Below are 20,423 nucleotides of genomic sequence, written 5' to 3' on the forward strand. Positions count from 1 at the left end.
CCCGCTCACGAGCCCGCCTGGTGCTTCTTCGGCTCGGGCTGCGGGATCTCCGCCGCGAACTCGGGGTGGTGCAGGTCGAACGCAGGGGACTCCGAGCGGATCCGGGGCAGCGCGGTGAAGTTGTGCCGGGGCGGCGGGCAGGAGGTCGTCCACTCCAGGGAGCGGCCGAAGCCCCAGGGGTCGTCGACCTCGACCCTCTCGCCGTACCGGGCGGTCTTCCAGACGTTGTAGAGGAACGGCAGCGTCGACAGGCCGAGCAGGAACGCGCCGATCGTGGAGACCGTGTTGAGGGCGGTGAAGCCGTCCGCGGCCAGATAGTCCGGGTAGCGGCGCGGCATGCCCTCGGCGCCCAGCCAGTGCTGCACCAGGAACGTGGTGTGGAAGCCGACGAACAGCGTCCAGAACTGGATCTTGCCGAGCCGTTCGTCGAGCAGCTTGCCGGTGAACTTCGGCCACCAGAAGAAGAACCCGGCGAAGATCGCGAAGACCACCGTGCCGAAGACCACGTAGTGGAAGTGCGCGACGACGAAGTACGAGTCGGTGACGTGGAAGTCCAGCGGCGGCGACGCCAGGATGACCCCGGTCAGCCCGCCGAACAGGAACGTCACGAGGAAGCCGGTCGCCCACAGCATCGGCGTCTCGAAGGACACCGAGCCCTTCAGCATGGTCCCGGTCCAGTTGAAGAACTTCACGCCCGTCGGCACCGCGATCAGGAACGACATGAAGGAGAAGAACGGCAGCAGCACCGCCCCGGTGGCGAACATGTGGTGGGCCCACACGACGACCGAGAGCCCGGTGATCGCCATCGTCGCGCCGACCAGGGTCAGGTAGCCGAAGATCGGCTTGCGGCTGAAGACCGGGATGATCTCCGTGATGATCCCGAAGAACGGCAGCGCGATGATGTACACCTCGGGATGCCCGAAGAACCAGAACAGGTGCTGCCACAGCAGCGCCCCGCCGTTGGCCGCCTCGAACACCTGTGAGCCGAACCGCCGGTCCGCCTCCAGCACCAGCAGCGCCGCCGCCAGCACCGGGAAGGCCATCAGGATCAGGATCGACGTGAACAGGGTGTTCCAGGTGAAGATCGGCATCCGGAACATCGTCATGCCGGGCGCGCGCATCGCGATGATGGTGGTGACGAAGTTGACCGCGCCCAGGATCGTGCCGAAGCCCGCCAGCGCCAGCCCCATGATCCACAGGTCGGGGCCGATGCCGGGGGAGTACGTCGAGCTGTTGAGCGGCGCGTAGGCGAACCAGCCGAAGGCGGCCGGCCCGTCGGGCACCAGCAGTGAGCCCATCACGATGAGCCCGCCGAACAGGAAGAGCCAGTACGACAGCATGTTCAGCCGGGGGAAGGCCACGTCCGGGGCGCCGATCTGGAGCGGCATCAGCTCGTTGGCGAAGCCCGCGAAGGACGGGGTCGCGAACAGCAGCAGCATGATCGTGCCGTGCAGGGTGAACAACTGGTTGAACTGCTGGTTGTCCACGATCTGCAGCCCGGGGCGGGCCAGTTCGGCGCGCACGATCAGCGCCATGACCCCGCCGATCAGGAAGAACGCGAAGGACGTGATCAGGTAGAGGTGCCCGATCTTCTTGTGGTCGGTGGTGGTCAGCCAGTCGATCACGACCCGGCCCCGCCTCCCGCCCGCGGTGCGTACCGCCGCCGGTACGGTCTGCGTCCCCATCGCTCGCTCGCCCCTTCACTACTCGCGCCCCGGGCCTGCCTCGCCCGCGCCGCACGGGTGCCCGCGAGCTGTCGCCATGATGCTCGCGCCGCCACGCGCCCGACAGGGGGCGTACGGAGGATGTGTGGGGAAGCCGTGTATTTCCTATGAGTATTCGGCTCCCGCGAACCCTGCGGAATCGGAATGGAACGGAGTCCGGGAACGGGTCTCCGGGAACTCTCTGCCGGGCAATTGAAGGGGCCGGTACGACACGCGGAAATGACGATCGAATACCTGCGAAAGGCGTACGGAATCGCTCGTTCGTGTGACGGATGCGAACCGAAACGCGTGTCGTGGTCCTGTGACAGAAGTGTGACCGGAGTGATCCACATCTCCCGTTCGGGGTTCCCGGAACGGCGGCCCCGGCCTAGCGTTGCGGGTATGGCAACGATTCCCACTCCGCCTGCGGAGCCCCAGGACAGTCCGGACGGATATGTCGGCCTAGAGAGCGACCGGGCCGAGCGGCTCGCCCGGGAACGGGGATGGTCGACGGTGCGCTCGCTGGCCCCCGGAACGATCATCACCATGGAGTACCGGGTGGGGCGGCTGAACTTCGAGGTGCGTGAGGGCAGGGTGACGCGGGCCTGGAAGGGGTGAGGCGCGCGGGGCCGGGTCTGTGCGTACCGGTGGTCCCGCGCGAGCCGGTCAGCCGCCGGTCAGGGGACGGCCGGCCGGGGTGGTCGGCGTGTTCGGGCCGTGCGGAAGCCGGTCCGCGTGGGCCGGACGGCGACTGCCGACCGGGGTGATGGGGGCACGCTCCCCGCGGGCGGTGTGCGGACCGGGGGCGAGGTAGACCGGCGCCCTGGACGGACGCACCGTCGCCTCGCGGGCGGCGGTGGTCGCCTCGTCCTGCCGGCCGGCCGGGGAGCGCTGCTTGAGCGGTACGGCCACCGGGACCGGGACGGGGGTCGGGGCCGGCGTCGTACCGGCGCGGCGGGCGCGCCGGCGGTCGCGCAGCGTGAAGATCCAGGCCTCGGTGCGGGCGATCAACGGCTCGCACCAGGGCAGGGCCAGCAGGATGAGCAGGCCGGCGGCCCAGCCGAGGACCACGTCGCTCAGCCAGTGCGTACCGAGGTAGACCGTGGCGAGGCCGACACCGAGCGAGGTCACCGCGGAGAGTGCCGACAGCCAGCGGCGGGCTCGCGGGGTGGAGGCCAGATATGCCAGGATTCCCCAGGTCACGACCGCGTTGGCGGTGTGGCCGCTGGGAAATATATCGCCGCCGAGACCCATCTCGTTCGAGCCGATGGTGGTGGCGTAGTGAGGGCCGAGACGGCCCATGCCGATCTTCGCCGCGCCGACCGTGATGTTCAGCAGCAGCAGTGAGGCACCGAGCGTGAGCAGTGGCCGCAGGGTGTGCTGGCGCCAGGATCTCCAGCCGAGCCAGGCGCAGATCATGACGGCGGTGGGCCCGCGCTGGCCGAGGACCACGTAGTAGTCGACGAACCAGTGGATCTCGGACCACTGCTGGTACGGCCGGAAGAACATGACCTGCCAGTCGAGGCGGACCAGCCACGAGGTGGTCACCACGAGCCACACGATGGCCAGGTAGAAGGCCAGGGTCGCCGAGAACAGCGCGACCCGGTGCCTGCTCATCCGTGGCACGTCGATGTGGGCCGGCCGTTCCGGCTCACGGTCCAGCCTTGCGAACACCCGGTCCAGACGGGTGAGGTTTTGTTCGGTACGCACCCAATCGACGTTACAGCGGGTGAGCGCAGTTCCCCGCCGAATCCACGGCTTTGTGATGACGATGTGATGTGGGATTGCTCTCAGAAGTGCACTTATTCCGCTGGATTCCGTAATCCCCGAACGCTGCTCCGTTCAATTCTTTTGATCATTCCGGAGGGTGGTTTTGGCTAACTTATGAATGCGTTCGCCGAATGCATGGCCGCCATTCTCCGCCCGCTCGCTCGGCCGTCCCGGACGGTCAGGGCGGACCTGAGCCGTTCAGCCACCCCGCGCCGTACACCGCCGACGCCACCGCGACACCGCCCACGACCAGCGCCGATCGCCAGGGGCGCAGCCGGGCGAGGGCCAGGGCGAGGGGGAACAGGAGCGGGAAGGCGGGCAGCAGCAGGCGTGGTTTCGAGCCGAAGTAGCTCGAAGCGCACAGCGCGAGGGCGAGGACGATCCCCGTGTACACCAGCAGGGGGAGCGGTTGCCGTCCGCGCACACCGGCGACGTACAGCCGGATCAGCAGGGTGACGCCGATGATCAGGGCGAGACCGGCGAAGGCCGACGGAATTGACGTGAACTTGTCGATGATGAAGCGGGCGAAGGCGTAACCGCCGTCGAAACCGTTGCGCCAGCCCGCCTGCACGTCGAGATAGCCGAGAGGGCCCTTCCCGGTGCGGTGGCCGACCCAGAGGACGTAGCCGGCCGCGCCGAGGGGCGCGAGGAGGAGACCGAGGGCGCGCGGGGCGACGCGTGCGCCCCGCGCGTCCGCCGCACTCCGCTCTCGCCCGAACGAGACCACGCCCGCCACCCACACCGCGGCCACCACGGCGAGTCCCACCGGTCGGGTCAGGCCGGCCAGCGACGCCAGCAGACCGGCGGTCACCCAGCGGCCGGTGAGGACCGCGTACAGCGACCAGGCGGCCAGCGCGGTGAACAGTGACTCGCTGTACGCCATCGACTGCACGATCCCGACCGGCAGGACCGCCCACAGCAGGACCGCGCACACCCCGGCCCGGCGCCCGTACAGATGGTCGGCGACCGCGAAGATCCCCCAGGCCGCGGCGAGCGAGGCGAACAGGGAGACGGCGAAGCCCGCGTCGGCGTACGACAGCGGGGTCACCGCCGCGACCGCCCGCTCCAGCCAGGGTAGCAGCGGGAAGAACGCCAGGTTGGAGTGGACGTCACCGTTCGGCAGCCGCACCTCGTAGCCGTAGCCCAGCTCGGCGACGCGGGTGTACCACAGGGAGTCCCAGCGGGCCGTCAACAAGGTGTACGCGCTCTTGTCCCGCGCGGCGCTCCACACGGCGAGGGCGAGCAGCCCCAGGACGCGCACGGCCGCGTACCCCAGGAGGGCGGGGGCCGCCCGGCGCAGGGCCGCGGGGCCGGGCGGTGCCACGCGGGTCTCGAGATCGGTCACCGGCCGATTATCGGCGGAGCCCGGAAGCGGAGGGTGCGCCGGGGTGCGACGGGCCGTGAGGGGAGTGGCGTACGCCACATGGTTGTCCGGGAGCTGTGAGAGGTCCGCCACGTGGACGACGGACGAACTCGCGTACGCTGCGTGTCACTCGTCGTTCAGTGCGCGGGCCGGGGACCACCGCTCCTCTCCGGCCGAGCCCCGGGGAGTCCCCACCCCGCGAGCCCGCCGAACCCGAGGAAACTCTGGGAGGTACGTTCATGTCCGGGACGACCACGGCCGCCGTTCGGCTGCGCCGTCGGGCGGCCGGGGCCGGTGCCAACCGCTGGGTCGTACTGGTGGTGCTGTGCGTCAGCCTGCTCCTGGTCGCCGTCGATGCGACCGTGCTGCACGTGGCCGTGCCCGCCGTCACCGAGGACCTTCGGCCCGGCGGTATCGAACTGCTCTGGATCGTCGACACCTATCCCCTGGTCTGCGCCTCGCTGCTGATCCTCTTCGGCACGCTCGGCGACCGGGTCGGCCGAAGAAGGATCCTGCTGCTCGGCTACACGCTGTTCGGCGTGGCCTCCGCGATGGCGGCGTTCGCCGGCACGGCCGAGGTGCTCATCGTCGCGCGGGCGCTGCTCGGCGTCGGCGGCGCCATGATCATGCCCGCCACGCTGTCGATCCTGCGCCAGGTCTTCCCCGACCGGCGGGAGAGAGCGCTTGCGATCGGCATCTGGAGTGCGGTGGCCGCGGTCGGCGCGGCGGTCGGTCCGCTGCTCGGCGGCTTCCTGCTGGAGCACTTCTGGTGGGGCTCGGTCTTCCTCGTCAACATTCCCCTGATGCTGGTCAGCCTGCCGGTGGGGCGGCTGCTGCTGCCCGAGTCGAAGGGCTCGGGGGAGGGGCCGTGGGACGTGGTGGGCGCGCTGATGGCCGCCGCCGGACTGTTCGGAGCCGTCCTGGGCGTCAAGCGGCTGGGCAGCGGCGAACTCGGTCCCTCCACCCTGGCGCCGCTGGCGGCGGGCGCGCTGCTGATCGTGCTGTTCGTACGGCGTCAGCGACGGCGCAGGCATCCTCTGGTGGATCTGCGGATGTTCGCGCGGCCGGCGTTCAGCACGGCGGTGGGGTGCATCGTGCTGGCGATGCTGGCGCTGGTCGGTCTGGAACTGATCGCGGCGCAGTACCTCCAGCTGGTCCTGGACCTGTCCCCGCTGGAGACGGGCCTGCGGCTGCTGCCGCTGACCTTCGCCGCGATGTCCGCCGGGCTCGCCGGGGCGCGGCTGCTGCGGCGCTTCGGGCCACGGCGGATGGTGTGTGCCGGGTTCTGCCTCACGGCCGTCGCGGTCGTCCTGCTGACCTCGATGGGCGGGACGGACAACGCGGGGCTGATGCTGGCCGGGTTCCTGCTGCTGGGCTTCGGGCTGGAGACGACGCTGTTCGGGGCGTACGAGTCGATGCTGAGCGAGGCTCCGCCGGAGCAGGCCGGCGGGGCGGCGGCGATCGGCGAGACCTCCTACCAACTGGGCGCCGGGATCGGGATCGCGCTGCTGGGCAGTGTGATGAACGCGGCCTACGCGCCGGGGCTGTCCTCGGTGCCGGGCGTGCCGGCCGAGGCGTCGGCCGCCGCGGGGAACTCGCTGGGCGAGGCCTACGAGGTCGCCGGGCGGCTCGGGGGCCCGGCCGGGGAGGTGCTGCGGCAGACGGCGCGGGACTGCTTCGTGCACGGACTGCATGTGACGCTCGTGGTGAGCGCGGGGCTGCTGCTGCTCGGCGCGGTGATGGCGCTGCGGCTGCCGCGGGTGATGCAGTGCGAGGCACCCGCGGTGGAGCTGCCGTCGCCCCGGGAGGCCGTGCCGGTGCGGGCTTCGGCCTGACGGCCGTTTGTCTCCCACCCGCGCACGCCCGTGACTGTCGCTTGAGCCCGTGGGGGTTCGGCTACGTCGGCGGCTCTCCGTGCGTTGTGGGGGTGGGGGCTGGACGGGGTTCGCCGGGCGTCGTAACGTCGGGGGCGTTGACGTGACTAGCGCTGCTAGTTTTCTGGTTTCGGAGGGAAACATGTCGTCGTCCCTGCTGCCTCCTTTCGATCCGTCCGACCCCCTCGGGATCGACGATCTCCTGAGCGAGGAGGACCTCGCCGTACGGGACACCGTGCGCGGCTGGGCCGGTGACCGGGTTCTGCCGTATGTCGCCGAGTGGTACGAGAAGGGCGAGCTGCCGCAGCTCCGGGAGCTGGCACGGGAGCTGGGCGGGATCGGGGCGCTCGGGATGTCCCTCACGGGATACGGCTGCGCCGGGGCCAGCGCCGTGCAGTACGGGCTGGCCTGTCTGGAGCTGGAGGCCGCCGACTCCGGGATCCGCTCGCTCGTCTCCGTCCAGGGCTCCCTCGCGATGTACGCCATCCACCGGTTCGGCAGCGAGGAGCAGAAGCAGACCTGGCTGCCGCGCATGGCCGCCGGTGAGGTCATCGGCTGCTTCGGGCTGACCGAGCCCGACCACGGCTCCGACCCGGCCGGTATGCGGACCCGCGCCAAGAAGGACGGCTCCGACTGGGTCCTCGACGGACGCAAGATGTGGATCACCAACGGGTCCGTCGCGGGCGTCGCCGTGGTGTGGGCGCAGACGGAGGACGGCATCAGGGGCTTCGTCGTGCCCACCGACGCCCCCGGCTTCTCCGCCCCCGAGATCAAGCACAAGTGGTCCCTGCGGGCCAGCGTCACCAGCGAACTCGTGCTGGACGGCGTACGGCTGCCCGCCGACGCCGTACTGCCGGAGGTTGTCGGGCTCAAGGGGCCGCTCAGCTGTCTGTCGCACGCCCGGTACGGGATCGTGTGGGGTGCCATGGGGGCGGCACGGGCCTGTTTCGAGACGGCCGTCGACTACGCGAAGTCACGCGAGCAGTTCGGGCGGCCGATCGGTGGCTTCCAGCTCACCCAGGCCAAACTCGCCGACATGGCGGTGGAACTGCACAAGGGGATTCTGCTCGCCCACCATCTGGGGCGGCGCATGGACGCCGGCCGCCTGCGTCCCGAGCAGGTCAGTTTCGGCAAGCTGAACAACGTACGGGAGGCGATCGAGATCTGCCGTACGGCGCGGACGATCCTCGGGGCCAACGGGATCTCCCTCGAATACCCCGTCATGCGGCACGCGACCAACCTGGAGTCGGTGCTGACCTATGAGGGCACCGTCGAGATGCATCAGCTCGTGCTGGGCAAGGCGCTCACCGGACTCGACGCCTTCCGCTGACCCCGGGCGGGGGCAGGGCCGGCGAGCGGCCCTGCCTCAGCTCTGGTTGAAGAAGCCGTCCGCGCGGTGCGCGGCCGGGTCGCCGTTGACGATCTCGGTGTTGGCGGGGCTGAGCAGGAACACGCGGGTCGACACCCGCTCGATGGAACCACGCAGGCCGAAGATCAGCCCGGCCGCGAAGTCGACGACGCGCTTGGCGTCGCCGGCCTCCATGGCCGTGAGGTTCATGATGACCGGGACGCCGTCGCGGAACAGTTCTCCGATCGCCCGCGCGTCCCGGAAACTGTCCGGGGTCACGGTGCCGATCCGGCGGCCCTTCTGCTCGGCCGTGTCGCCCGCGACCTTGACCCGCGGGTCGGTGACCCAGGCGTCCCCGGAGTCGGTCCCCTCGGAATAGTCGTCGTCGTAGTAACGCTCGTCATCGTTGTTGTCGTCGACGAGGCCAAGCCAGGCACTCGCCTTGCGTACCGATCCCATGGACGCCTCCTCTCACAGCGGTCTTCTTGCTTTCCGCATTCCCCATGGTCGTCCATGATGCGGATGTCGCGCCAAGTGGATAGACGCCGCGCGGGGGGTTTGTGACGGTACTGGTGCACAGCCGATCCGTCGAGAGTCCAGGTGCCCCAAGGGTCGTGACCCACACGGCTGCTGACTGTGAGTGAAATATGATTCTTCGCGGCGTACGGGTGAGCGGCGGTGCGGACGGGTGAACGGGGTGGCCATTCCCACGTGACAATCGGTCGATACGATGCGGCAACCCATGGCGGTGTTCATGGCCGCCCGATGTCGTGGGCATCAACAAAAAATCACGGGGGATTCGGACATGTTCGGGATCGTGAGGCCGTGCCGGCACCGGCTCGGCGAAGGGCTCAAAACCCAGTGGATGGCGCACTTGTGCGGGCTCTGCCTAGCCCTGCGGCGCGACCACGGACAGTTCGCGCGGATCGTCACCAACTACGACGGCCTGCTCGTCTCGGTCCTGACGGAGGCTCAGGCCGAGCGGTCCGACGGATGGCGGCGTACGGCGGGGCCCTGTCCGCTGCGCGGGATGCGCTCCGCGTCCGTCGCCCAGGGCGAGGGCGCACGCCTCGCGGCGGCCGTCTCCCTGGTGCTGGCCGCCGCCAAGGTGCGTGACCATGTCGCCGACGGGGACGGGCTGCTGGCGCGCAGGCCGGTCGCCCTGGCCGCGCGCCGGGTGGCCACGAGCTGGGGACGGGCCGGTGCGCGCGGAGGGTCCGCCGTCGGATTCGACACGGCGGTGCTGGTGGACGCCGTGGACCGGCAGATCGGCATCGAGACCCTTGCCGGGCCCGGCACACCGCTGCTGACCGTCACCGAGCCGACCGAGACGGCCACCGCCGCGGCCTTCGCGCACACCGCGATCCTGGCCGGCCGGCCCGGCAACGCCCAGCCGCTCGCCGAGGCCGGACGCCTCTTCGGCCGGCTCGCCCATCTCCTCGACGCCGTGGAGGACCGGGAGACCGACGCCGTCTCGGGCGCCTGGAACCCGCTCACGGCCACCGGGACCTCCCTCGTCGAGGCCCGGCGGCTCGCGGACGACGCCATGCACGGCATCCGCCTGGCCTTGCGTGACGCCGAGTTCACGGACGCCAAGCTGGCGCATGTGCTGCTCGTGCACGAGCTGCGCACCTCGGTGGACCGGGCCTTCGGCACCGCCTCGTGCGGACACGCGCACGCGCCGGAACAGGGCGGGCCCGAGTCGTACGGGCCGCCACCGGGCAACCCCTACGCCCCGTCCGGTCCCGGCGGTACGCCGCCGCCCCCGCAGCCGCCGCACCGCAACCGGCGCGGCCTCCTCGCCGGCTGCCTGGTGTGGTCGGGCCTCGCCTGTACGTGCCAGATGTGCTGCGGCTCGTACGAGGACCCGTGGACCCGGGAGCCCAAGGAGGGGCTGTGCCAGCGCTGCGACTGCGACAGCTGCTGCGAGGGCTGTGACTGCTGCTCGAACTGCTGCGACGGCTGCTGTTGCGACGGCTGCGGCTGCGACTGCTAGTCCGGCCTTTCTCCGGTCGGCCTTTCTCCGGTCGGTCCTTCCGCGGTCGGTCCTTGCGTGGTCAGTCCTTCAGCTCGGGCGGGGAGATCTGTGACTTCTCGATCGCCGAGCCCGTAGTGCCCCACTTGTCGAGGATCCTGGCGTAGGTGCCGTCGGCGATGAGTCTGTCGACGGCCGCCCGGAAGGCGGGGGCCAGCTTCGTGCCCTTCTCGAAGGCGAAGCCGACGTCGAGACGGTGGAACTCGTTGAGGAACTTCAGGCCCTCCTGCTGGGCGACGGCGTAGCGCAGTCCGTTGATGGTGGACATCACGACGTCGCTGCGGCCCTGCTGCACCGACGACCAGATCGCGCCCTGCTCGCTGTACGTCTGCACCTCGTACGCCTTCTTCCCGGCGTCGGTGCAGACGTGCTTGTTGTCCTCCAGCGTGGCCTCGAACGTGGTGCCCGCGCCGGTGGCGATGTTCAGGCCGCACAGCTGCTTCAGGTCGGTCACCTTCGTCAGCTCGCTGTCCTCACGGGTGGCGAAGCCCTGGCCGTCGTTGATGTAGGTGACGAAGTCGATGGTTCTCAGGCGCTCGGTGGTGACGCCGAAGTTGCCGATGCCGACGTCGTACTTGCCGCTGTCGAGCGCGGGCAGGATCGCCTCGAAACTCGCCTGTTCGGTGCGGAGTCGGAGTCCCAGCACCTTGGCGACGGCCTGGGCGAAGTCGATGTCCTGGCCGGCCAGTGTCTTGCCGTCGTCGAGGTAGCTGGTGCCCGGCGGGGTGCCGCCGACGCTGACCGCGAGGGTCAGACCGCTCACCTCGGAGGGCAGCAGCGCAGCGGCCTTCGCGTCCTTCCGGACGGCGGAGACGACGTCCTCGGTGGGGATCTCGCCGGACGCGGCGGCGGCCTGGGCGGTGCCGGCGGACCCGCTGCCGTCCGGACCGGAGCCGCAGGCGGTGAGCAGCAGGGTCGCCGACATGATCAGGGCAAAGGGGATGAAAACGCGCCTGTGTGAGCGTGTGGACGTACGCATCGTGTGCGGTCTCCAAGACAGCGGAAAGGGAGGAGGAAAGCGCGAGCCGAGGGGAGGTGGCGCGGGTGAAGGCAGAGCTGGGGGAGGGCGGAACGCGAAACCGGGTGCCCTGGAATCAGGGCCCGCAGGGGGTCAGCTCAACAGGAAGAGGACCACACTCGACCGAAGTCGATGTGGGAGCGCGTGACCAGCCACTGCTGCGGATGCATGGGCCAAGTGGAACAGGCATCCGGTGGTGCGTCAACTGACGTGAGACGTACGGCTCACAGTGTGGACGGCCTTGACAGCGGGGGGAAACGCCGCCGTACTCTCGGCGGACGGCCCTGCTGAGGGGCTCGGCCGTACGGCGCCGTTCTGTGGCGCATCGGTGTGAAGGCACCCACCCGTGTTCGACTCGAAGTCACGGAGCCTTCGCATGTCTTCCGACACCCTCGCCAAAGCCTCCGCCGCACCGGACGCACCGGAGCACGAGGACATCCCGCGGATCGTCCCGCACCGCCGTCCCGGTCAGTGGACGGCCGCCGTCGCCGTCCTGGTCCTGCTCGGCCTCGCCGTCAACTCCGTCCTGCGCAACGAGGCGTTCCGATGGGACCTCGTCGCGGACTACTTCACCTCCGACTCCGTGCTGCGCGGGCTGTGGCTCACGCTCTGGCTGACGGCGGTGGTGATGGTGCTCGGATTCGCGCTGGGCACCCTGCTCGCCGCGGGCCGGCTGTCCGCCAACCCCGTCCTGAGCTCGGTGAGTTGGGGGTACGTCTGGCTGTTCCGGTCGATCCCGATCCTCGTGCAGCTGCTGCTGTGGTTCAACATCGGGGCGCTGTACCCGCAGGTGTTCGGGGTGAAGACGGTGAACCTGTTCACCCCGGTCGCCGTCGCGATCATCGGACTCACCCTGCACGAGGCCGCGTACGCCGCCGAGGTGGTGCGCGGCGGGATCCTCTCCGTCGACCGGGGGCAGATCGAGGCCGCGCAGGCGCTCGGGCTCGGCCGGTGGCGCCGCTGGTGGCGGATCGTGCTGCCGCAGGCCATGCGCTCCATCGTGCCGCCGGCCGGGAACATGCTGATCGGCACCCTCAAGGGCACCTCCATCGTCAGCGTCATCGCCGTCCAGGACCTGCTGTTCTCGGTGCAGCTCGTCTACCACCGCACCTATCAGGTGATCCCGCTGCTGATGGTGGCCACCGTCTGGTACACGGTCGTCACCTCGCTGCTCGGGGTCGGCCAGCACTATGTGGAGAAGTACTACGCGCGCGGTGCGGGGCACACCCGATGAGACACTCCCTGGTGATCGTCGGGGCCGGACCGCGGGGGACCGGTCTCATCGAGCGGATCGCCGCCAACGCACCTGAGCTGTACGCAGGTCAGGGCCCCGCCGAGGGCCTCGACATCCATCTCGTGGACCCGCATCCGCCGGGCGCCGGACGCATCTGGCGGGCCGCGCAGTCACCGCTGCTGTGGATGAACTCGCACGCCGAGGACGTCACCATGTTCACCGACGACACGGTGGACATGGCCGGACCCGTCCGGGAGGGGCCCACCCTGCACGAGTGGGCCGGTATCGACGGCCGTACCTTCGCCGACCGGCAGCTCCAGGGCGGCTATCTGCGCTGGGTGCACGAGCGGGCGGTGGCCGCGCTGCCCCCGTCCGTCACCGTCCACCACCACCCGCGCCGCGCCCTGCGCGTCGGCGGACCGCGCGGCGGCCGTCAGCAGGTGTGGCTGGAGGACCGTCCCCGGCCGCTCCCGGCCGACCTCGTCGTCCTCGCCCTCGGCCATCTCGACGCCGAACTCGACGAGGAACAACGCACGTTGACGGCGTACGCGGACGAGCACGGGCTGGTGCACCTCCCGCCGGACTTCACCGCCGACAGCGACCTGTCCGCACTGCGGCCCGGCGAACCCGTCCTGGTCCGCGGCTTCGGCCTCGCCTTCGTCGACCTGATGGTGCTGCTGACCGAGGGCCGCGGCGGCCGGTACGAGGGCGACACCTACGTCCCCTCGGGGCGGGAGCCGGTGCTGTACGTCGGCTCGCGGCGCGGAGTGCCGTACCACGCGAAGATCGGGTACGACTGGAGCGGGGAACGGCCGCCGCTGCCGAGGTTCTTCGGCCCCGCCGAGACCGCGGAACTGCTGGCCCGGCCCCAGGGGTTCGACTTCCGCCAGGACGTGTGGCCGCTGGTGGAGAAGGAGTTGGGGTTCGCCCACTACCACCGGCTGTTCGCCGTCCACCCCGAGCGTACGGCGATCGCCTGGACCGACTTCGAGGAGAAGTACGCCGCGGCCGGGGACGCCGCCGAGCGCGAGACGCTCGTGGCGTCAGCCGTGCCCGACGCGGGCGACCGGCTCGACCTGGCCGCACTCGACAGGCCGCTGGACGGGGTGCGCTACGGGTCCGCCGAGGAGTTCCAGGACGGGCTGCGGGCGTACGTCGAGGCCGACCTGAGCCGTCGGCATGATCCCGATCACAGCCCTGACCTGGCCGTGTTCCTCGGTCTGCTCTCGGTCTACGGGCAGCTCGTGCGGCTCGGCGAGATCGGGTCCTCGTGGCACGGGTTCTTCAGCTATCTGGCCTCCGGCCCGCCCGGACCCCGGCTGCGGCAACTCCTCGCCCTGTCCCGGGCGGGGGTGCTGAACTTCGTCGGCGCGGACATGGCCGTACGCGCCGAGGACGGGGTGTTCCGGGCGTCCAGTCCCACCGTGCCCGGAGTCACGGTCGAGACGCGGGCGCTGGTCGAGGCCCGGCTGCCCGAGCCGACGGTCCGGCGCGCCCGCGACCCACTGCTGCGCGCCTTGCACCGGGAGGGCGTCGCCGAGACCCCGGACGGGCTGCTGCGGGTGGACCGCCTCGACGGGCGGATCCTGGACCGCGGCGGCGAGCCGCATCCCCGGCGCTTCGCGCTCGGGCCGGGCACCGACGGGCGGACGCCCGGCGCGTTCACCCGGCCGCGCACGGGCGGGCCCGCGTTCCGGCAGAACGACGCCACCGCGCGGGCCGTCCTGGTCTTCCTGCGTGACCTGGGAAGTCCCGCCGCCGGCTGACCCACCCCCGCCGCCAACTCACCTTTCACGCGAAGGAACTACGCCATGACCGTCATGGTCGACATCAGGAAAGTCCACAAGAGTTTCGGCACGCTGGAGGTCCTCAAGGGCATCGACCTGTCGGTGCGCGCCGGAGAGGTCACCGTCGTCCTCGGCCCCTCCGGCTCCGGCAAGTCGACACTGCTGCGCACCATCAACCACCTGGAGAAGGTGGACCGGGGCACGATCAGCGTGGACGGCGCACTGGTCGGCTACCGGCGGTCCGGCGACCGGCTGTACGAGCTGCCCGAGCGGGAGGTGCTGCGCCGGCGCACCCGGATCGGGTTCGTCTTCCAGAACTTCAACCTGTTCCCGCACCTCACCGTCCTCGACAACGTCATCGAGGCGCCGGTGTCCGCGCTGAAACGGCCGCGCAAGGAGGCGGTGGATTCGGCGCGCCGGCTGCTGGAGCGGGTCGGGCTCGCCGACAAGGCCGACGCCTACCCGAGGCAGTTGTCCGGCGGTCAGCAGCAGCGGGTCGCCATCGCGCGGGCGCTCGCACTGGAACCCAAGCTGCTGCTGTTCGACGAGCCGACGTCCGCGCTCGATCCGGAGCTGGTGGGTGAAGTCCTCGACGTGATCCGGGGCTTGGCGGACCAGGGCACGACGATGATCGTCGTCACGCACGAGATCGGCTTCGCCCGCGAGGTCGCCGACACGGTCGTGTTCATGGACGACGGGCGGATCGTCGAGCAGGGGCCGCCGGCGGAGGTGCTGGAGCGGCCGGGGGAGGAGCGGACGCGACTGTTCCTCTCCAAGGTGCTGTGAGGCGAGGTCCGATGAGCCGGAGTTGCGGGGGTCGGGGGTCTGTGTGCCGGGGTTCTGCGTGCCCAGGTCCTGTGTGCCCGGGGTCTGCGTGCCGGATGAGGGGGGGTACGCCGATGACGTCATCGTCCCGACGGGGGCTGCCGCATCTGGCCGCCGCCGTCGATCTGCCGGGGGAGTACGACGTCGGCGCACACGTCGAGCTGATCCGGCTCGCCGAGCGCGGCGGGCTCGACTTCGTCACCCTGGCCGACACGTCCGCCGGGGCCGGACCCGGACCTGGAGTTGGACCTGGAGCCGGAGTCGGCCCCGGACCCGGTCTCGACGCGGTGGCCGTGCTGTCGCGGGCCGTGGCCGCCACGCGTCGCGTCGGCCTGGTGCCCATGGTCACCGGCCCGCACGCCGGTTCCGCCGACGGCGAGGCCGCGGTCGCCCACCTGGACCGGGTCAGCCGGGGGCGGGCCGGCCGGCGGATCGACGTGTCGGGCGGCGAGCCGTCGGGTCTCGCCGCCCTCACCGGTCCCTCCCCGCAGGGGCACACCGTGCGGGTGGCCGACGCCACCGACGGGCCCGCCCGCCTCGCCGCGGCCCGGTACGCCGACGTCGTACTGGCGCGGGTGACGAGTCGTGCCCAGGCCCGGTCGGTGCGGGATCAACTGCGGGCCGACGCCGCGGAGTCCGGACGGGAGCCGGATTCCCTGCGGGTGCTGGCGGCCCTGTCGATCGACCTCGGCGACGGCGAGCACGCAGCCGAGCCCGGCCATGGCGGCGGCGGTCCCCGGCGAAGCGCGCGGGGCCCCCTCTACCGGGGCGGCCCCGTCGACCTCGCCGACCTGATCGCCTCCTGGCACCGGGACGGTGCCGTCGACGGCTTCCACCTGATCCCCGTCGAACCGCGCCGCGACCTGGAGCGACTGGTCAACGGCACGGTGGCGCTGCTCCAGCACCGGGGACTGTTCCGCACCTTCTATCCGGGCGGCACCCTGCGGGAGCACCTGGGCCTGGCCCGGCCGGTCGGGCAGATCGCGGGAGGGCGGACGTGAGCGGACGTGAGCGGACGTGAGGTTCCGGAGGGGCGACTTCCGGACATCCCGAGGCCGGGCTGGCCGAAGGTGCGGGGGTGAGGTCCGAGGCGCCGGGACCGGGGTGCGGACGCCACTGCGTACGGCTCGACTTGGTCCGTACCGGGGTGCTTTCCGCTGTGCGGCACACCATGTTCGCGGCAGGCCGGCGGTGCCCGGCTCGGTCGGTTGATTCAAAGCTGGACGGCCGAAAGGCGCCCTTGCGCCGACCGGCCGTTCGGCCGAATACTCCCCCTCAGCGCTTGTCAGGAGCATGGCGTGTCCGGAATCCGGAGGAAACCCCGAACGGAATCCGGACCGCCGATGCCTCCCGACTGCGCCTCACGGGCCCCGACCCCACGCGGGCCCGCCGAATTCCCCTGGGAGGGAACGAAACGTGAGGATCAAGCGCACCACCACCAGCGGCATCACGAGACGCACCCGGCTGATCGCCGTCTCCACCGGCCTCGTGGCCGCCGCCGCCATCGCCATCCCCCACGCGAACGCCGCGGACACCACCCCCTTCAGCGCCGCGGAACTCAAGAGCGCAGGCAACTCGGTGCTCAAGGCCGACGTGCCGGGCACCGCCTGGGCGGTCGACAGCAAGACCAACCGGCTCGTCGTCACCGTCGACAGCACGGTGTCGCAGGCCGAGATCGCGAAGATCAAGAAGGAGGCCGGCGGTGACGCCGACGCTCTGACGATCAAGCGCACCGAGGGCACGTTCCAGAAGTACATCCAAGGCGGCGACGCCATCTATGCGAGTAGCTGGCGCTGCTCCCTCGGCTTCAACGTCCGTGACAGCGCGGGCAACAACTACTTCCTGACCGCCGGTCACTGCACCGACGGCGCCGGCACGTGGTGGTCCAACTCGTCCCACACCACGACGCTCGGCACCACGGCCGGCTCCAGCTTCCCGACGAACGACTACGGCATCGTCCGGTACACCAACACCTCGGTCACCAAGTCGGGCACCGCCGGGGGCGTGGACATCACCCGCGCGGCCAACCCGACCGTGGGCACCACCGTCTACCGTGACGGCTCGACCACCGGCACCCACAGCGGACGGGTCACCGCGCTCAACGCGACCGTCAACTACGGTGGCGGCGACGTCGTCTACGGCATGATCCAGACCAACGTCTGCGCCGAGGGCGGCGACTCCGGCGGCTCGCTCTACGGCAGCAACGGCGTGGCCTACGGTCTGACCTCCGGCGGCAGCGGCAACTGCAGTTCCGGCGGTACGACGTTCTTCCAGCCCGTCGTCGAGGCACTGAACGCGTACGGCGTCAGCGTGTTCTAGCCCGTCACGGCCTGTTCCGTCTCGCAGGAGAGCCCCCGCACGCGACCGGCGTGCGGGGGCTCTCGCGTGCCCGCCGCGCGGGCCCATGTGACGCGCGTAGTATTTGCAAACTGAACTACCGGTGATTTACACCGTGTTGGCCCCGGGGGTGGTGAAGGTGTGGAGGGCGCGGGGTGCTCACCCTGTGCGCGTCCTCCGTTCGACCTTGTGTGCGCCCTGTGCGGTTCGGAAGAGTTAACGCCCGTCAACCCAGCCTTCCGGGCCGCGACGGCCCCCATAGCCGTCCGGTCCGTCCCCCCACAGGAGGACCCGAGTTGAAGCACCGACGCATACCCAGGCGACGGGCCGTCATGACGGGAGCGGGCATCACCGCTCTCGTAGCCGCGGGCGTCACCTTCCAGACTGCGAACGCCAGCGAACCGGCCACCCCCGAGCCCCGGCTCCTCTCCGCTCTCGCCGCCGGAAAGCTCGGCTCGACGCTCGGCGAGGACCTCGGCGCCGACGCGGCAGGCATCTACTACGACGCGCAGAGCAAGAGCCTCGTGGTGAACGTGCTCGACGAGGCGGCCGCGAAGACCGTCGAGGCGGCCGGCGCCGAGGCCAGACTCGTTCAGAACTCCCTCGCCGAGCTGACGAGCGCCCGTACGACGCTCAAGAAGGACGCGACCATTCCGGGCACCGCCTGGGTGACGGACCCGACCACCAACAAGGTCGTCGTCACCGCCGACCGCACGGTCTCCGCCGCCGAGTGGGCCAAGCTCACCAAGGTCGTCGAGGGCCTCGGCGCCAAGGCCGAACTCCAGCGCAGCAAGGGGGAGTTCAAGCCCCTCGTGGCGGGCGGCGACGCGATCACCGGTGGCGGCGGGCGCTGCTCGCTCGGCTTCAACGTGGTCAAGGGCGGCGAGCCGTACTTCCTGACCGCCGGTCACTGCACCGAGTCGATCTCGACCTGGTCGGACTCCTCCGGCGCCGAGATCGGCACCAACGAGACCTCCAGCTTCCCCGGCGACGACTACGGCCTGGTCAAGTACACGGCCGAGGTCGCACACCCGAGCGAGGTGAACCTCTACAACGGCTCCACCCAGGCGATCACCGGCGCCGCCGAGGCCACCGTCGGCATGAAGGTCACCCGCAGCGGCTCGACGACCCAGGTGCACGACGGCACGGTCACCGGCCTGGACGCCACCGTGAACTACGGCAACGGCGACATCGTCAACGGGCTCATCCAGACCGATGTGTGCGCCGAGCCCGGCGACAGCGGCGGCTCCCTCTTCTCGGGCGGCAGCGCGATCGGCCTCACCTCGGGCGGCAGCGGCGACTGCACCTCGGGCGGGGAGACGTTCTTCCAGCCGGTGACGGAGGCGCTGTCGGCGACGGGCACCCAGATCGGCTGACGTACCGGCCCTCGGCCCTCAGGAGTCCCGCCCCGCGCGCGAGGGGCGGGACTTCCGCGTCGGTGGAGGTGGACGGAACGGCTGGGGTCTTTCGTTTGGATCCGGTCTGATCCGAACGAGAGGCCCTAGGTGGCGGCCCGCCGTGTGCGCCATGCCGTGGCCAGCAGGGTGATCGCGGTTCCGGCGACCGCCCATGCCGACAGGACCAGCAGGGCGGCCGTGACGGCGTTGCCCTCGAAGTAGGCGATCGACCGCGCGGCCCAGGTTCCCGCGCCGGGCGGCAGTGCCGGGCCGATCGCCTTCCAGAAGGGCGGGAGCAGCGGGGGCGGGAGGGCGCCGCCCGCGCTCGGGTTGCCCAGGATCACCACGATCAGGATGACCAGGCCGATGCCGGCGAGCCCGAAGAGGGCCTGGCAGGCGAGGGTGGCCGCGCCGACGGCGAAGATGATCAGGGCGCCGAGCCCCCAGAGGGCGGGGAAGCTGCCGGGCAGCGCACCCAGGACCGGTCCGACGATCAGGGCGCCGCCGAGTCCGCCGACCAGCGCGACGAGGGCCATGGCGACGAGCCGGATCACCGCCCGTCTCGGCGTGGACCGGGCGGCGCCCGCGCTGATCGTCATGATCGACGCGCAGAGGTAGCCGCCCACGCACCAGCCCACGGTCACGTAGAAGGACGACAGGCCGTTGGCGTCGCCGGTGTCGGCCGGGGCCACGTCGACGGTCCGTACCGTGCGGCCCTCGGATTTCTCCACGCGGGCGGTGAGCGCCTCCAGGGTGGTGGCCAGGACCCGGCCGCCGCCGGTGGCGACCAGGAGGGTGTCGGTGGTGCCGGCCGGGTCGACGACCAGTGCGCCGTCGATCTTCCTCTCCAGGATCTGTTTCCGGGCCGTCGCCCGGTCGGCCACCGTGCGCGGATCCAGCGGCGCGCCCGGGAGCCGCTCCAGCCGGGTGACCGTCCGCTCGGCCGCGCCCCCTGCCGCGACGACCCCGAAGGGCACGTCCTTGGGCTTGGGGTCGTGCAGCGCGCCCACGTAGGAGGCGATGAAGAGCAGGTGGAGGGCGAGCACGCCGATGACCAGCAGGGTGGCGCGCGGAGTGACCGCGTCCTTCACCTCCGCGAGGAAGGAACGGTCGGGTCCGCCGACGGCCTGTGACATGTCCCCACCGTCCGGTGCCGGGGACGTTTGCGCAGGTGGGAGGCGGCCGAACGGATGTCGTACACACGTTCGGGATTTGGTCTATGGTGGGGGTGAGAGAGTTGGGAACAAACGTTCGAGAGCTTGTTTCCGGGACCTGGCACCCGGACCCGGCGGGCTCGTTCGGACTCACGAGTGCGGGAGGTGCGTGTGCCGGGTTTCACGCATCTGCACACCGTCTCCGGGTTCTCCCTGCGCTACGGCGCCTCCCACCCGGAGCGGCTCGCCGAGCGTGCCTTCGAGCGAGGCATGGACGCCCTCGCCCTCACCGACCGCGACACCCTCGCCGGTACGGTCCGTTTCGCCAAGGCCTGCGCGAAGGCGGGCGTACGTCCGCTGTTCGGGGTGGACCTGGCGGTGGCCGCCCCCGAGCCGGTACGCAAGGAGAGGCGCCGCACCCCGGTCCGCGGAGGTGCCTTCATCGACGAGTCGGCACCCCGTGTCACCTTCCTCGCCCGCGATGGCGCCCGGGGCTGGGCCGACCTGTGCCGCATCGTCACCGCCGCCCACACCGCCCCGGACACCCCCCTGCTCCCCTGGGAGGACAACCGCGGCGA

Annotated in this window: 17 protein-coding genes; 11 read left to right on the forward strand and 6 right to left on the reverse strand. The window is 70.9% G+C overall.

What is annotated here, in order from left to right:
* Positions 1 to 5: 5 nt before the first annotated feature.
* Positions 6 to 1,685 (reverse strand): aa3-type cytochrome oxidase subunit I, encoded by a 1,680-nt coding sequence (gene ctaD, locus BZL64_RS11980; protein WP_086768894.1) that lies wholly within the window; start codon positions 1,683 to 1,685, stop codon positions 6 to 8.
* 420 nt (positions 1,686 to 2,105) lie between these two features.
* Between ctaD and BZL64_RS11985 the strand changes: the two genes are divergently transcribed.
* Positions 2,106 to 2,321, forward strand: coding sequence for an I78 family peptidase inhibitor (locus BZL64_RS11985; protein ID WP_086768896.1), 216 nt, complete (start codon positions 2,106 to 2,108; stop codon positions 2,319 to 2,321).
* Between the two features lie 48 nt (positions 2,322 to 2,369).
* On the opposite strand, the gene BZL64_RS11990 is transcribed toward BZL64_RS11985, so the two are convergent.
* Entirely contained in the window at positions 2,370 to 3,413 is a 1,044-nt protein-coding gene (locus BZL64_RS11990) for a phosphatase PAP2 family protein (protein WP_086768898.1), read from the reverse strand.
* 238 nt (positions 3,414 to 3,651) lie between these two features.
* Positions 3,652 to 4,818 (reverse strand): mannosyltransferase family protein, encoded by a 1,167-nt coding sequence (locus BZL64_RS11995; protein WP_086768900.1) that lies wholly within the window; start codon positions 4,816 to 4,818, stop codon positions 3,652 to 3,654.
* Between the two features lie 257 nt (positions 4,819 to 5,075).
* On the opposite strand from BZL64_RS11995, the gene BZL64_RS12000 reads away from it, so the two are divergent.
* Positions 5,076 to 6,671, forward strand: coding sequence for an MFS transporter (locus BZL64_RS12000; protein WP_086768902.1), 1,596 nt, complete (start codon positions 5,076 to 5,078; stop codon positions 6,669 to 6,671).
* A 181-nt stretch (positions 6,672 to 6,852) separates the two neighbouring features.
* The gene (locus BZL64_RS12005; RefSeq protein ID WP_086768904.1) at positions 6,853 to 8,040 is read left to right on the forward strand and encodes an acyl-CoA dehydrogenase family protein; all 1,188 of its coding nucleotides are present in this window, start codon (positions 6,853 to 6,855) and stop codon (positions 8,038 to 8,040) included.
* Positions 8,041 to 8,076: 36 nt separating this feature from the next.
* Here BZL64_RS12005 and BZL64_RS12010 read toward each other — a convergent pair whose 3' ends face one another.
* Positions 8,077 to 8,517, reverse strand: a complete 441-nt coding sequence (locus BZL64_RS12010) for a cell division protein SepF (RefSeq protein WP_086768906.1) — start codon at positions 8,515 to 8,517, stop codon at positions 8,077 to 8,079.
* Positions 8,518 to 8,863: 346 nt separating this feature from the next.
* On the opposite strand from BZL64_RS12010, the gene BZL64_RS12015 reads away from it, so the two are divergent.
* Positions 8,864 to 10,054, forward strand: a complete 1,191-nt coding sequence (locus BZL64_RS12015) for a DUF5685 family protein (protein WP_086768908.1) — start codon at positions 8,864 to 8,866, stop codon at positions 10,052 to 10,054.
* Between the two features lie 61 nt (positions 10,055 to 10,115).
* On the opposite strand, the gene BZL64_RS12020 is transcribed toward BZL64_RS12015, so the two are convergent.
* A complete protein-coding gene (locus BZL64_RS12020; RefSeq protein WP_086768910.1) occupies positions 10,116 to 11,072 on the reverse strand; it encodes an ABC transporter substrate-binding protein in 957 nt (318 codons plus the stop codon).
* A 415-nt stretch (positions 11,073 to 11,487) separates the two neighbouring features.
* On the opposite strand from BZL64_RS12020, the gene BZL64_RS12025 reads away from it, so the two are divergent.
* From BZL64_RS12025 to BZL64_RS12050, 6 genes are all read left to right on the forward strand, one after another.
* Positions 11,488 to 12,345, forward strand: coding sequence for an amino acid ABC transporter permease (locus BZL64_RS12025; protein WP_086768911.1), 858 nt, complete (start codon positions 11,488 to 11,490; stop codon positions 12,343 to 12,345).
* Positions 12,342 to 14,111 (forward strand): FAD/NAD(P)-binding protein, encoded by a 1,770-nt coding sequence (locus tag BZL64_RS12030; RefSeq protein WP_086768913.1) that lies wholly within the window; start codon positions 12,342 to 12,344, stop codon positions 14,109 to 14,111. The genes BZL64_RS12025 and BZL64_RS12030 overlap by 4 nt, the downstream gene beginning before the upstream one ends.
* Before the next feature lie 45 nt (positions 14,112 to 14,156).
* Positions 14,157 to 14,918: an amino acid ABC transporter ATP-binding protein gene (locus tag BZL64_RS12035; protein ID WP_086768915.1), complete on the forward strand. Its 762-nt coding sequence runs from the start codon at positions 14,157 to 14,159 to the stop codon at positions 14,916 to 14,918.
* Positions 14,919 to 15,031: 113 nt separating this feature from the next.
* On the forward strand, positions 15,032 to 15,958 hold the full coding sequence (locus BZL64_RS12040) for an LLM class flavin-dependent oxidoreductase (protein ID WP_086768917.1): 927 nt from the start codon (positions 15,032 to 15,034) through the stop codon (positions 15,956 to 15,958).
* A gap of 415 nt (positions 15,959 to 16,373) precedes the next feature.
* Positions 16,374 to 17,276, forward strand: a complete 903-nt coding sequence (locus BZL64_RS12045) for a S1 family peptidase (protein WP_086768919.1) — start codon at positions 16,374 to 16,376, stop codon at positions 17,274 to 17,276.
* A gap of 314 nt (positions 17,277 to 17,590) precedes the next feature.
* The gene (locus BZL64_RS12050) at positions 17,591 to 18,670 is read left to right on the forward strand and encodes a S1 family peptidase (protein ID WP_086768921.1); all 1,080 of its coding nucleotides are present in this window, start codon (positions 17,591 to 17,593) and stop codon (positions 18,668 to 18,670) included.
* Positions 18,671 to 18,795: 125 nt separating this feature from the next.
* Here the strand turns inward: BZL64_RS12050 and BZL64_RS12055 are convergent, their stop codons facing one another.
* Entirely contained in the window at positions 18,796 to 19,827 is a 1,032-nt protein-coding gene (locus tag BZL64_RS12055; protein ID WP_086768924.1) for an ABC transporter permease, read from the reverse strand.
* A 189-nt stretch (positions 19,828 to 20,016) separates the two neighbouring features.
* On the opposite strand from BZL64_RS12055, the gene BZL64_RS12060 reads away from it, so the two are divergent.
* On the forward strand, positions 20,017 to 20,423 hold a 407-nt coding region (locus BZL64_RS12060), incomplete at its 3' end, for a PHP domain-containing protein (protein ID WP_143663096.1).

The organism is Streptomyces bobili (assembly GCF_002154575.1).
Classification (GTDB): domain Bacteria; phylum Actinomycetota; class Actinomycetes; order Streptomycetales; family Streptomycetaceae; genus Streptomyces; species Streptomyces bobili.